This is a genomic window from Candidatus Pantoea floridensis (assembly GCF_900215435.1).
Taxonomy (GTDB): Bacteria; Pseudomonadota; Gammaproteobacteria; order Enterobacterales; family Enterobacteriaceae; genus Pantoea; species Pantoea floridensis.
In genome coordinates this window covers 1,761,326-1,773,764 of sequence record NZ_OCMY01000001.1, presented here as the reverse complement: position 1 = coordinate 1,773,764, position 12,439 = coordinate 1,761,326, and the positions used below count along the sequence as shown (strand labels likewise).

Annotated in this window: 12 protein-coding genes; 4 read left to right on the top strand and 8 right to left on the bottom strand. The window is 53.0% G+C overall.

Going from position 1 to position 12,439, the window contains the following annotated elements; all coding sequences use genetic code 11:
• The first annotated feature begins 156 nt into the window (after positions 1–156).
• A complete protein-coding gene (locus CRO19_RS08240) occupies positions 157–1,497 on the top strand; it encodes an aspartate aminotransferase family protein (RefSeq protein WP_097095402.1) in 1,341 nt (446 codons plus the stop codon).
• A gap of 96 nt (positions 1,498–1,593) precedes the next feature.
• On the opposite strand, the gene alsE is transcribed toward CRO19_RS08240, so the two are convergent.
• The 4 genes from alsE to CRO19_RS08220 are packed head-to-tail and all read right to left on the bottom strand — an operon-like array spanning position 1,594 to position 4,351.
• Positions 1,594–2,274 carry a D-allulose 6-phosphate 3-epimerase gene (gene alsE / locus CRO19_RS08235; RefSeq protein ID WP_097095401.1) on the bottom strand — a complete coding sequence of 227 codons (681 nt, stop codon included), beginning with the start codon at positions 2,272–2,274 and terminating at the stop codon, positions 1,594–1,596.
• 49 nt (positions 2,275–2,323) lie between these two features.
• Positions 2,324–3,583 (bottom strand): PTS ascorbate transporter subunit IIC, encoded by a 1,260-nt coding sequence (gene ulaA / locus CRO19_RS08230; protein WP_097095400.1) that lies wholly within the window; start codon positions 3,581–3,583, stop codon positions 2,324–2,326.
• A gap of 42 nt (positions 3,584–3,625) precedes the next feature.
• Complete coding sequence (locus CRO19_RS08225) at positions 3,626–3,892, bottom strand: PTS sugar transporter subunit IIB (RefSeq protein WP_097095399.1); 267 nt, start codon at positions 3,890–3,892, stop codon at positions 3,626–3,628.
• Positions 3,893–3,910: 18 nt separating this feature from the next.
• Positions 3,911–4,351, bottom strand: coding sequence for a PTS sugar transporter subunit IIA (locus tag CRO19_RS08220; RefSeq protein WP_097095398.1), 441 nt, complete (start codon positions 4,349–4,351; stop codon positions 3,911–3,913).
• A gap of 292 nt (positions 4,352–4,643) precedes the next feature.
• Here CRO19_RS08220 and CRO19_RS08215 point away from each other — a divergent pair, with 292 nt between their 5' ends.
• The 3 genes from CRO19_RS08215 (at position 4,644) to CRO19_RS08205 (ending at position 7,600) form a co-directional block, all read left to right on the top strand.
• Positions 4,644–5,669: a LacI family DNA-binding transcriptional regulator gene (locus CRO19_RS08215; RefSeq protein WP_097095397.1), complete on the top strand. Its 1,026-nt coding sequence runs from the start codon at positions 4,644–4,646 to the stop codon at positions 5,667–5,669.
• 159 nt (positions 5,670–5,828) lie between these two features.
• The gene (sodA, locus tag CRO19_RS08210) at positions 5,829–6,446 is read left to right on the top strand and encodes a superoxide dismutase [Mn] (protein ID WP_007893384.1); all 618 of its coding nucleotides are present in this window, start codon (positions 5,829–5,831) and stop codon (positions 6,444–6,446) included.
• A 191-nt stretch (positions 6,447–6,637) separates the two neighbouring features.
• Complete coding sequence (locus tag CRO19_RS08205; RefSeq protein WP_097095396.1) at positions 6,638–7,600, top strand: VirK/YbjX family protein; 963 nt, start codon at positions 6,638–6,640, stop codon at positions 7,598–7,600.
• Positions 7,601–7,607: 7 nt separating this feature from the next.
• Here the strand turns inward: CRO19_RS08205 and CRO19_RS08200 are convergent, their stop codons facing one another.
• The 4 genes from CRO19_RS08200 to CRO19_RS08185 all read right to left on the bottom strand — a co-directional run bounded on the left by CRO19_RS08200 (position 7,608) and on the right by CRO19_RS08185 (position 12,072).
• On the bottom strand, positions 7,608–7,970 hold the full coding sequence (locus tag CRO19_RS08200) for a YibL family ribosome-associated protein (RefSeq protein ID WP_097095395.1): 363 nt from the start codon (positions 7,968–7,970) through the stop codon (positions 7,608–7,610).
• A gap of 318 nt (positions 7,971–8,288) precedes the next feature.
• Positions 8,289–8,834: a mannitol operon repressor MtlR gene (mtlR, locus tag CRO19_RS08195; protein ID WP_176519138.1), complete on the bottom strand. Its 546-nt coding sequence runs from the start codon at positions 8,832–8,834 to the stop codon at positions 8,289–8,291.
• 60 nt (positions 8,835–8,894) lie between these two features.
• Positions 8,895–10,043, bottom strand: a complete 1,149-nt coding sequence (gene mtlD, locus CRO19_RS08190; RefSeq protein ID WP_097095393.1) for a mannitol-1-phosphate 5-dehydrogenase — start codon at positions 10,041–10,043, stop codon at positions 8,895–8,897.
• A gap of 94 nt (positions 10,044–10,137) precedes the next feature.
• The gene (locus tag CRO19_RS08185; RefSeq protein ID WP_007893370.1) at positions 10,138–12,072 is read right to left on the bottom strand and encodes a PTS mannitol transporter subunit IICBA; all 1,935 of its coding nucleotides are present in this window, start codon (positions 12,070–12,072) and stop codon (positions 10,138–10,140) included.
• Between the last annotated feature and the right edge of the window lie 367 nt (positions 12,073–12,439).

Here is a 12,439-nt window from a genome sequence, read left to right as displayed (position 1 = left end):
GTTCAATCTGGGCCTAAGCTTACCTGAGTGTCATCAGGCCGTCATGTGTATTTGGTTGTATTTGTGTATTTGGTTGCATTTGTCGCTAAAGCAGGCATGATAGCGACAATGGGCTATTTCGCATGCACCCCTTTCACCTTCGCAACGGGAGTTACCATGGCTACACGTTCTACCATCATGGACACCAACAGTTTTCGTGCAGAGCACGCCGACGATTTGGATGCGGAAACCCGCAAGCTGACCGATAAACGCAGCAAAGTGTTGGGCGAGTCATATCGTCTGTTTTACCGCAAGCCAGTGCATCTGGTGCGCGGCGAAGGGCAATATTTATGGGATGCCGCTGGCCATAAATATCTTGATGTGTACAACAACGTGGCGAGCATTGGTCACTGCCATCCGGCGGTGATTGAGGCGGTCAATCAGCAGATGAAGATGCTGAACACCCATACGCGTTATCTGCATGAGCGCATTCTCGATTATACCGAAGCGCTGCTGGCGACCACACCGGATGCCATCGACCGCGCGATGTACATGTGCACCGGTTCGGAAGCCAACGATTTGGCGATTCGCGTAGCGCGTGCCTTCAGCGGCGGCACCGGCATTATTGTGTCGCAGGAGGCCTATCACGGCACCAGCGATCTCACGTCGGGGGTTTCACCGGCGCTCGGCAGCGGACAGCCGTTAGCTGCAACCACGCGTCTGGTGCCGCCGCCGGATGCCTATCGCGTCAATGCGCCCGATCTCGGCGAGTGGTTTGCCAATGAAATCCAAAAGCAGATCGACGATATGAAAGCCCACGGTATTAAGTTTGCCGGCTTCCTCGCTGATTCCATCTTCTCTTCAGATGGTGTGCTGCCTAACCCGCGCGGCTTCTTGCAGAAAGCGGTCGATGTGGTGCATGCCAACGGCGGGATTTTTATCGCCGATGAAGTGCAGCCAGGCTTTGGCCGTACCGGCGATGCGTTCTGGGGCTTTGCACGCCACGGCGTGGTGCCGGATGTGGTCACCACCGGCAAGCCAATGGGCAACGGTATTCCTGTTTCCGGCCTGCTGGCAAAAAGCGATGTGCTGGCGGCGTTTAGCGATGAAATTCCTTACTTCAACACCTTTGGCGGTAATCCGGTGGCAATGGCCGCAGCGCAGGCGGTGTTGACGGTGATTAAAGAAGAGGACCTGCAGGAGCATAGCCGCGTAGTCGGGGCTAAGCTGTTGAGCGAATTGCAGAAACTGATGGATCGTCATGAATCAATCGGCGATGTGCGCGGCGCCGGGCTGTTTATTGGTTTCGAACTGGTGCAAGACCGCGCCAGCAAAACGCCGGATAAAGCGCTAGCGCTGGATTTGATTGAGAAACTGCGTGAGCACCACGTGCTGACGTCAGTTGCGGGCCCGTACGGCAACGTGCTGAAGCTGCGTCCGCCGTTGGCGTTCCAGGAGGCGGATATCGATTGGCTGGTAGGGGCGCTGGATAAGTCGCTGAGCGAGCTGGGACGATAGAACGATCGTCATAAATAAGGTGCGATTATTAACAAGGTCGCCATGAATGGCGACCCTACGGATTTTGTAGGGTGGTCATTTATGGCCACCTCATTCTCAGACTCTGGCGGTTTCAGCGGCGAAAATGCGCTCCATCTTTTGCCACGCCTGCGCTACATCGTCATGCAGATTAAATAATCCCGATGTGCCCACGATAAACACATCAACGCCCGACGCCGCAATCTGCTTGAAGGTGCGCGCATTGCACGAACCATCAATTTCGGTCAGATAGTGATAACCCTGCTCTTCACGCATCGCAATCAGCTGGCGGATCTTATTCAGCGTTTCCGGTATAAATTTCTGTCCAGCAAAGCCGGGATCTACTGACATCACCGTTACTTTATCCAGCAGATGCGCGTATTCACGAATGGTTTCCGCTGGGGTTGCCGGATTTAACACCACGCCGCAACGCCGTCCGGCCTCTTTAATCTGCGTAAGTAAACGGAAGATTTTATTATTGGCGGTTTCGGGGTGAAAGCTAATAATATCCGCGCCCGCCTCAATGCACATTGGAATAATATCTTCCGGATGATTCACCATTAAATGCACATCAATCGGCACTTCAGTAATTTTACGTAGGTTCTCAATAAAGAACGGCGATAGGGTAATATTTTTGACGTAGCTGCCATCCATAATATCGACATGATAAAACGCAGCGGTGCTATTCATCGCCTCCACTTGCTCGCGGAAGCGGGTAAGGTCCATGCACATTAATGACGGCGAAAATTTTGCACTCATAACTCTTTCCTCATTACAAAAACAGCGCCCGCAGGCGCTGTTGATGACATCAATGGAAGAACGAAATAATGTGGCCGAGCACGATACCGACAATGCCGAAATCCGCGTCACCAAAGGTGGTGGAGGCGAAGCCGAGGTCACCCATCATCGGCAGCAGAATCGCGGGCAGGAAGGAGATCAGTAACCCTTGCACAAAGGCGCCGATCACCGCACCACGACGTCCGCCGGTGATATTGCCGTAGACGCCAGCGGTGGCACCGCAGAAGAAGTGTGGCACCAGACCGGGAACGATCACGCTCAGACCAAACAACGGGCACAGGAACATGCTGATCAAACCGGCGGAGAAGCTCGACAGGAAACCGATGATCACCGCATTAGGCGCGAACGGGAACACCGTTGGGCAATCCAATGCCGGCTTGGCGTTAGGCACCAGTTTATCGGCAATGCCTTTGAAGGCGGGGACGATCTCCGCAATCACCATACGTACGCCGGCCAGGATAATATAGACGCCGGCTGCAAAGGTAATCGACTGGATGATGGCGAACACAATGTAGTTCTGGCCGCCACTGATGGTTTCGGTAAATGCTTTACCGGCGACCAACACCAGCGCGATGAACAGAATCATCATGGTCAGCGAAATCGCTACCGATGAATCGCGCAGGAAGTTGAGCGTTTTTGGTACCTTCAACTCTTCAATCGACGGGCTGCCTTTACCGACCACTTTACCTACCAGCGCAGAGAGCAGGTAACCGGTGGAGCCAAAGTGGCCGAGCGCCAGATCGTCCGAATTGGTAATCTTGCGCGTAAAGGGCTGCAGAATTGCCGGGCACACCACCATCATGGTGCCGAGAATCAGTGATCCAATTACGACTAACCAGAATCCGTGCACACCACCCACTGACAGGATTACCGCCAGCATCGCCGACATATACAGAGTATGGTGGCCGGTCAGGAAGATGTATTTCAGCGGCGTAATGCGTGCCAGTAGAATGTTCACCAACATGCCGAACACCATGATCATCGCGGTTTCAGTGCCGTAGCTTTTCTGCGCCAGCGCCGCCATCGCATCGGTGTTTGGCACCACACCCTGAATATTAAACGAGTGTTCAAAGAGTTGGCTAAAAATGGTCAGTGTGGCCGCAATTAAATTGGCCCCGGCGATGAGAATAACAAAACCCATAATGGTTTTAAGCGTACCGGAAATAACATCAGAGACCGGTTTCTTTTGCAATAATAAACCAAACAGGGAAAAAAGGCCGACAAGTATAGCGGGTGTTCCAAGAACATCCTTAATAATAAATTGCAGCATAACTTACTCCGTGGTGAGTAAAGTTTTCGGGGTATTGTGTTGTTATATATTCTCAGCCAGGATTTCTTTAATTTTGGCATTATCCAGCAGGTTAGTCAGGCCAACCACTTTCGCGCTGTGCCCCGCTAACTGATCGGCAATATCTTTGGCGGCAATAATTAAATCGGCATGTTCAGATTTCGCAGAGGTTAAATCGGTATGACCGACTTCGGCTTCTTTGCCTAATTCCGCTACAATCTTCTTCACATTCATTTCAACAATGAAGCTGCTACCTAAACCATTGCCACACACAATCAGGATTTTTTTCATCGTAGGGTTCTCTGGTGATTAATTTTGAATGACAGCGTTTATGGCTGACAGAGTAGAAGCCGACAGCAGCTGCTGCAGGCGAGATTCGTCACTAAATACCTCCGCTAATGCGGTGATCATTTGAATATGATCGTCGCCTGATACCGCGCATAGCATGATGACGACATACACAGGATCGTTTTCATCTGCCTGAAAACTCACACCCTTTTTCACGTGCAGCAGCGACAAGCCATTTTTCTGCGCACCCTGTTCCGGACGAGCATGTGGCATCGCCAGTCCCGGAGCCAGCACGTAGTAGGGGCCCAGTTCTGCATGCGAGGTGAAGATGGCATCAAGATAAGCCGGACTGATTGCCCCTTCCGCCAGCAGCGGTTCAGCAGATAAGCGCACCGCTTCCTGCCAGTTGCTGACCTGCTCGACGACACGAATATGTTGTGGCGTTAGCCATTGAGTGAGCATCAGTAATTCCTCTTTATTCTTCGATGGGGTGCAATGTAGGTTATTTTCTCGCCCATTTTCTATGATGATTGTCGCAAAAGTTAGCGCTAACACTGAGATTGTTAAAAAACGTGTTATCGCTAACATTTTCATGTGATGGGTTTGTCATTGTTGCAAGCACCTGACATGCTCACGCATTCTGGCGAGTTCGCGGGTGAGGGATGACCGAATCTGTGGTTTTTAACATGGCGCGTTAACAATTTTGGTTTTAAGCTGCGTCCTGGCACAAGCGGTGAGTAATGCAGGAGAGTGCATGACAGAAAAAAAACGGCGCAGTACCGGCAAAAGCACCCTGGCCGATGTTGCCCGTTTGGTGGGCGTAAGTACCATGACCGCATCGCGCGCGCTGCGCATGCCGGAGAAGGTTTCGCCTGACATTCGCGCCAAAATTGATGCGGCGGTCATTGAGTTGTCGTACGTGCCTAACGTGCAGGCAAGCAATCTGGCATCGGCAACTTCGCGGCTGATCACCATGGTGGTGCCCTCATTTGCCACGCCGGGCAGTACCATTGTTTCGGAAGCGCTGCAGGAAGTGCTGCGTCCACAGGGTTACAACATGATGCTGGCAGAAGCCAACCATTCGGCTGCGGAAGAGAGCGAACTGATCGAAATGCTGCTCTCTTATAATCCGGCGGCGATGGTGCATTTCAATTTCGATAACGCTGCCGAGGCGCATCGTTTGCTGAGCAATTCCGGGCTGCCGGTGATGGATATTGGCGGCGTACATCAGGATTCGGCGGGGATCAGCATTGGCGTCGATTACGCCAAAGCGATTCGCCAGCTGGTGCAGAGCCTGGTAGAGCGTGGCTATCGCAACCTCGGCTTGCTCTGCACCCAAAGTAACAACACCATCTTTCGCCAGCTGCTGAATGGCTGGCACAGCGGCATGTTAGCGCTGAATCAAGCGCCACATCGCGTGGTAACGTCACCGAAGATGCCGACCTTTGCTGCGGGACATAGCCTGCTGGCGGAGATCCGCATGACCTGGCCCGAACTGGATGTATTGATTTGCACCAGCGATGAAGTTGCCTGCGGTGCCATTATGGCGTGTCATGCAGCAGGGATCTCGATTCCCAGCCAGTTAGCGATTGCCAGCATCGGAGGGGGTCCGTTAGCGGCAGTGTGTTCGCCACCGCTTACCAGCATTGTGCTGCCGTATGAAGAGATGGGGCGGACAGCGGGCAAACGTCTGCTGTCGGCGCTTAAGGGCGACGAGCCACCTGCTATCAATGAGCTGCCGGTTCAACTCAAATTGCGCGCCAGCACGCATAAGGTGTAGCGGTAAGTGCGCACCTTTTCCCAGATTCATCAAATCCTTATCAATTCTAAGGCATTGATAACCCTTTTACGGATCATGTTTTTAACTATAATGATCCGACTGCTTACGCGGCACACCCAGTGAGGTAGTGCTGCAAAACACTAAATGGAGAGGAAGAACATGAGTTATTCACTGCCATCCCTGCCGTATGCCTACGACGCACTGGAACCGCACTTCGACAAGCAGACGATGGAAATCCATCACACTAAACACCACCAGACCTACGTTAACAACGCTAACGCCGCGCTGGAAGGTACCGAATTCGCCAACCTGCCGGTAGAAGAGCTGATCACCAAACTGGATCAGCTGCCAGCAGATAAAAAAGGTCCACTGCGTAACAACGCGGGCGGCCATGCCAACCACAGCTTCTTCTGGAAAGGTCTGAAGCTGGGCACCTCGCTGCAAGGCGACCTGAAAGCAGCAATCGAAAAAGATTTCGGTAGCGTTGAAGCTTTCCAGGCTGAGTTTGAGAAAGCCGCGACCACTCGCTTCGGCTCAGGCTGGGCGTGGCTGGTGAAAAAAGGCGACAAACTGGCTGTGGTTTCTACCGCAAACCAGGACAGCCCGCTGATGGGTGAAGCCGTCGCTGGCGTTTCAGGTTTCCCAATCATCGGTTTAGACGTGTGGGAACACGCTTACTACCTGAAGTATCAGAACAAGCGTCCTGATTACATCAAAGCATTCTGGAACGTTGTGAACTGGGACGAAGCTGCAGCGCGTTTTGCTTCTGCTAAATAAGTTCTGGCTAACGCCCGCAATATAGGTAACCGGTGGAGTTGTTCACCGGTTTTTTTTCGCTTTAATTAAACCATTCCTAAACAACGCGGATATTTTTCCGCACGATTATTATGCTGCGAAAGCTATTAACCTGCCGTTGATAATTTGGGGCATATAGTAGCGATAATTTGTCTCGCAAAGCCTAAATAATCATGTCTATTATCACAACTTCTGTGACGAATAATGATTCGTCAGCATCACTGTTTTTGCCATTAATTAGTGGGAAGTTCAGACCGGATAAATTATGGAATAGCAGTAGTTTCCGCACAAAATTTGCCTTAAGGTCGTTGGTATTTCCTATTACTACCTTCAGTTACCTTAATAAATTAGCGAAGTTACCAGCGCTGCCGCAATTATTGAGCCTACAAGGCCTGCTGCCGGCCAAACCTCATCGTCCCTACTTGCGCGCAGGTTTTAGCGTTGCGCAGCGCGCGCAGGCCATCATCGATCACTATATGTTGATGGACCAGCTGGATAACGCAACCTTGCGCCAGCTTTTGCAGAGTCCGGGCGACAATTTGCTGGCCAATTTAAGCGGCAAAAATGATGAGTCATTTTTGATTTATTGCTGTCCGGGCCGCTTCGACCGTGAAGGTGAAATTACACTGGAGTTGCGTTACGAAACCCAGTTAATTGCGTCTCTCTCGTTCTCTATTATTGGTGAGCGCCAGAAGCGCACCTTATTAATCGGTGGTTTACAGGGGCCGCGTAAACATATCTCTAACGATGTGATTCGCGATGCCACGAAAGCCGCACACGGCGTATTCCCAAAACGTCTGCTGATGGAAGCCGTATTTAACCTGGCGGAGCAGTGTGGCGTAGAAGCGATAACTGCCGTTGGTGATACCACACACGTGTTCCGCAGCCTGCGCTATCGTCACAGCAAGAGCGACAAGTTTTTTGCGAGCTACAGCGAGTTTTGGCTATCTCTGGGCGGGGTGATGCGGTCGGATGAGCTGTTTATGCTGCCTTTGCGCGCAGAGCGGAAAGAGTTGGAAGAGATTGCCAGCAAGAAGCGCGCCGAGTACCGCCGTCGCTATGCCTTGCTGGACAGCCTAAATGAACAAGTTCATCAGGCGGCAGGCATCCAACGCGACGTCTCACACGCCGCGTAAGTCATGATTAGAACGGCTGCTTCGCGTAGCCGGTCATCACTTTTAGTCCCATCTCACGTCCGAGCGCGGTCATTGGGTGCACTACCACCAGGCCGCGCACACTTTTCTTGAATGCGCCCATGTTGGCCTGCTCTTTTTTGGTAATTTCGCGGCTAAAGCCCAGCTTCTGCAGCTGTTGCGCTTCTTTGCTTAGCTTCTCTGTACGTACACCACGCAGGCGCTCAATTTCCAGCTCCAGCTTCTCTTTTTCACGCAGCAGCTCTCCGAGCTTTTCGGCATCGCCAGACGCTAACAGCGGGGCTTCTTTGCGGTTGAGTGCGTCCAGCTGATCGCTGAGAAGTTTGATCTCGGCTTTTTCTTTTTCTTTCATTGGGGGAAACTCGTTAAGGAAAACAGGGAAAGGATACACAAATCTGCGCCGTTTTGCAGCGTGGAGCGTAGGGTGCGCATTCATGCGCACCTGGTCACCATGAATGGCGACCCTACAGTAGTTTGGCGAGGTTTTCATAGGGTGCGCATTCATGCGCACCTGGTCGCCATGAATGGCGACCCTACAGTGGTTTGGTGAGGTTTTCGTAGGGGCGCATTCATGCGCACCTGGTCACCATGAATGGCGTCCCTACAGTGGCTTGGCGAGGTTTTCGTAGGGGGCGCACTCATGCGCGCCTGGTCACCATGAATGGCGACCCTACACCGCCGGCTTTTTAAACACCTGTTTGTGCGAGATGCGGGAAATCAGCTCGGTCAGCGACAGCACCATGGTTGATCGTACCATTTGCAGATAACGCTGCTGCTGCATTGACCGGAGTTGATCGTCATCGCGGTTGAAATCCGGCTGCGGCGGCCAGGCGACCACGCAGTGCAATTCGCCAAACGGTCCAAGGATCTCATCGTCAGTAAAACGATAATCGCTGATGTCATGATTCAGTTCCTCGCGCAGCGCCAGCAGCAGTTCACAGTCTTCATACTCATGCCGGTTGATGACGCCAAGGCCGTAAATCAACTTGAGACGAACGGAGAGTTCGCCCAGCGGACCATCACCGAGCAGCAGCGGTTCTACCGCATATTTAACCGCGTAATCGTCCTTACGAAACACTTGCAGCACCAGCAGGTTAACCGCTTCGGTCAGCAGTTCAACGGCGGCGATCAGAAAGCTTCTCACCGAACGACCGGCATTCAGGCGCTCAAGCACCCGGTTTTCAAAAGCCTGCTTCTCTTCCATTATTGCCTGCATCGTTCAGCTACCGCCAACGGGCACGAAGACGTGCCCGAGTTAACCACTAAAGGGCGCGCATTATGCCATAGCGTTGTAAGCGCTCACCACTGAGGTGACCACATCGCTATTGGCATCCAGGCCGGAAATCTCAGCCAGCGTGGCCTGCGGGCCTTTTTCTGCCAGCAAAGCGACCAGCTCTTGCGCTTGCGGATCGGCTTCGCTGCGATAGTGCATCGCGGCGGCGATGCCCTGCACCAGATTGTCGTGAGACAGCTGATACTCCAGCGTGCCCAGCGTTGGCTTGATCAGGCGATCGCCCGCACTCAGCTTACGCAGCGGCTGACGGCCAACGCGCTCAACGTCATCTTTCAGGTAGGGGTTTTCGAAACGACTGAGGATCTTCTGGATGTAAGCCGCATGTTTATCGGCTTCAAAACCATAGCGCTTAATCAGTACCGCACCACTTTCCTGCATGGCACCTTGCACGATGGCACGGACTTTCTTATCCAGAATCGCATCACGAATGGTCGCGTGACCTGCAAGTTGGCCGAGATAAGCGGTGATCGCATGGCCGGTGTTGAGGGTGAACAGCTTGCGCTCAACGAATGCCATCAGATTATCGGTCAGTTCCATGCCTGGGATATTCGGCAGCTCGCCTTTGAACTGGGTTTTATCAACAATCCACTCGCTGAAGGTTTCAACGGTGACTTCCAGCGGATCGGTGGTGCCGGCTTCTGACGGCGGGACGATGCGGTCTACCGCAGAATCAACGAAACCAACGTGCGCTTCTACCCATGCGTGATACTGCTCTGGCAGGGCTTTCAGCACGTGCTGTTTCAGCTGGCTGGTACCGCGCACCATATTTTCACAGGCGATGATATTTAGCGGGCGGACGTTACCGCTGTCGCTGCGTTTGGCCAGACCTTTAGCCACGCCACCGGCGATGCGTTCCAGAATTTGCGGACCAACCGCAGTCGTCACAATATCCACTTCAGCAATCAGCGTAACGATATCGTCGCTGGTGCTGTTTACGGCGCTAACGCCTTTTACGATTTCGACTTTCGCCTGCTCGCCAACCACATGAACCGGATACTCATGACGGGCGTTAAGGGCATCAAGCACCACCTGATTGACGTCAGCAAACACCAGCTCGATTCCGGCATCTGCCAGCAACTTACCGATAAAACCGCGACCGATGTTACCTGCTCCAAAATGTAACGCTTTCATAAATTTGACCCATATCAAATGACGAAAGGGCGGGCAAGTCCGCCCCGGAAATGTGGGACGGGCTTACCCGCCCCAGGGAAGGTAAAACGTGCTGTTACGCTTTAACGGTGCTGCCTGAGAGCAGGTCCAATACGTCCTGCACGCTGGTGGTGTTTGCCAGCTTCTCAATTACGCTGTCATCGTCCAGCGCATTCGTCAGGCTGGTAATGACCTGAATATGCTCGTTGTTGCGAGCGGCGATACCAATGACCAGACGCGCAACGTCTTCTGGTTCATCACCAAACTGTACACCGGCCGGATACTGGCAGAACACCACACCGGTTTTCAACACGCGATCTTTTGCTTCCACGGTACCGTGCGGAACGGCAATTGACTCACCGAGATAGGTTGGCGTTAGCTTTTCACGTTCCAGCATCGCTTCAACATATTCCGGCTGAACATATCCGCCTTTCACCAACTGTTCACCGGCAAAGCGAATCGCCTGCTCTTTGTGGGTGGCGCTCAGACCGAGGAACACATTGTCTGCACCCAGTTTGAACAGGTGCGCGTTGCCTTCGTCATAGCTGTCCGCCAGCGTGGTCTGCACGGTTTCGCGATGGGCTTCACTGCGATTAGCGGCAACCAGACGTTCAGTCAGATTGCTGTACAGCGCGCTATCGAGGAAGTTGTTCAGCGAAATATGCTGCGCCTGTGGCGCCTGGCGCATCGCACGTTCCGTTAGATCGCGGTGGGTAATCACCAAATCGACATCGCCCGGCAGCGAGTTAATCGCGCTGTTAGTGACGGAGATATTGCTTAGGCCGGCGTCCTGCACTTTCTTACGCAGCACACCTGCACCCATCGCACTTGAACCCATACCGGCGTCACAGGCCACGATGATTTTGCGCACGTGGTTCAGGTCAACGCTCATCGCATCGCCAGCGACCGGTGAACCCGCAACGGCCTGGCCTTTTGACTGCGCTTTCATATCTTTCATGCGCTGAGTCGCGGCTTCGATATCGTCATCTTCTTTCACTTTGCTGGTTTTCAGCAGGATTGAAGAGACCACGAAGGAGACCGCAAAGGCCGCAATAATCGCCGCAATGTTAGCGAAGTATGCACCTTTTGGCGTCATCGCCAGTACCGCCAGGATGGAACCTGGAGATGCCGGCGAAACCAGACCGCCGTTCAGCAGCGTCAGGGTGAACACGCCAGTCATACCACCGAGAATAACCGCCAGCAGCAGACGCGGCGCCATCAGCACGTACGGGAAGTAGATTTCGTGGATACCGCCGAGGAAGTGGATAATCGCTGCACCACCTGCAGATTGTTTGGCGCTACCGCGACCAAAAATCATGTAGGCAACCAGCACGCCCATACCCGGACCTGGGTTGGCTTCAATCAGGAAGAAGATTGATTTGCCCGCCTCGCTCGCCTGCTGGATACCCAGTGGAGAGAAGATACCGTGGTTGATGGCGTTATTGAGGAACAGGATTTTCGCCGGTTCAACAAAGATGGAGGTCAGTGGCAGCAGGTTGTTCTGCACCATCAGGTTCACGCCAGCGGCGAGAATGTGTGACAGACCTTCAACCAGTGGACCGATCGCCAGGAACGCCAGCAGCGCCAGCAGCATCCCGATGATACCGGCCGAGAAGTTGTTCACCAGCATCTCGAAGCCGCTTTTGATCTTGCCATCTACCACGCGGTCAAAGGATTTGATCGCCCAGCCGCCCAGCGGACCGGCAATCATTGAGCCAAGGAACATCGGCATATCGGCACCGACGATCACGCCCATGGTGGTGATTGCACCCACCACGCCACCGCGATCGCCGCCTACCAGACGTCCACCGGTGAAACCAATCAGCAGCGGCAGCAGGTAAGTGATCATTGGGCCGACGAGTTTCGCCAGCGTTTCGTTTGGAATCCATCCGGTTGGGATGAACAGCGCAGTGATGATACCCCAGGCGATAAACGCACCGATGTTAGGCATCACCATATTACTCAGAAAGCGACCAAAGCTCTGAACCTTGACCTTTACTGATGAGGACATAAACCCACCCCTTATTGAGACGCGCTGCAATAAGAGAGCGCGTTTGTTTTTGTTTGAACGTTACGGCGGGGGCCGTGGCATTACTGTATGCAGGCGGACTCTAGCACTAGTTTATTACGCTGCGTAGAGCACGGGCTTAGTGTGATGCAGATCACGCTAATTTGGGGTGGTGAGGGGGCTATAAGGTGACATCGATCACAAAAAAGAGCTGTAAGAAAGCAACGATGACGGATTTTTAAGCAAAACAAGGTGATGAATGTGACTTGAATCACCTTTTATTGGCGTTGGTTTGTTGTGTAAATGTGATCTTCGTCACAAACAATTTGTGGTCGAAAATGCGTCAGATCACACTATCGTGCAGCAGAAA

What these genes read in the sequence shown, in the direction of transcription:
- CRO19_RS08240 (WP_097095402.1), top strand. Translation starts at nt 157, where the DNA reads ATGGCTACACGTTCTACCATCATGGACACCAACAGTTTTCGTGCAGAG.
- alsE (WP_097095401.1), bottom strand. Translation starts at nt 2,274, where the DNA reads ATGAGTGCAAAATTTTCGCCGTCATTAATGTGCATGGACCTTACCCGC.
- ulaA (WP_097095400.1), bottom strand. Translation starts at nt 3,583, where the DNA reads ATGCTGCAATTTATTATTAAGGATGTTCTTGGAACACCCGCTATACTT.
- CRO19_RS08225 (WP_097095399.1), bottom strand. Translation starts at nt 3,892, where the DNA reads ATGAAAAAAATCCTGATTGTGTGTGGCAATGGTTTAGGTAGCAGCTTC.
- CRO19_RS08220 (WP_097095398.1), bottom strand. Translation starts at nt 4,351, where the DNA reads ATGCTCACTCAATGGCTAACGCCACAACATATTCGTGTCGTCGAGCAG.
- CRO19_RS08215 (WP_097095397.1), top strand. Translation starts at nt 4,644, where the DNA reads ATGACAGAAAAAAAACGGCGCAGTACCGGCAAAAGCACCCTGGCCGAT.
- sodA (WP_007893384.1), top strand. Translation starts at nt 5,829, where the DNA reads ATGAGTTATTCACTGCCATCCCTGCCGTATGCCTACGACGCACTGGAA.
- CRO19_RS08205 (WP_097095396.1), top strand. Translation starts at nt 6,638, where the DNA reads ATGTCTATTATCACAACTTCTGTGACGAATAATGATTCGTCAGCATCA.
- CRO19_RS08200 (WP_097095395.1), bottom strand. Translation starts at nt 7,970, where the DNA reads ATGAAAGAAAAAGAAAAAGCCGAGATCAAACTTCTCAGCGATCAGCTG.
- mtlR (WP_176519138.1), bottom strand. Translation starts at nt 8,834, where the DNA reads ATGCAGGCAATAATGGAAGAGAAGCAGGCTTTTGAAAACCGGGTGCTT.
- mtlD (WP_097095393.1), bottom strand. Translation starts at nt 10,043, where the DNA reads ATGAAAGCGTTACATTTTGGAGCAGGTAACATCGGTCGCGGTTTTATC.
- CRO19_RS08185 (WP_007893370.1), bottom strand. Translation starts at nt 12,072, where the DNA reads ATGTCCTCATCAGTAAAGGTCAAGGTTCAGAGCTTTGGTCGCTTTCTG.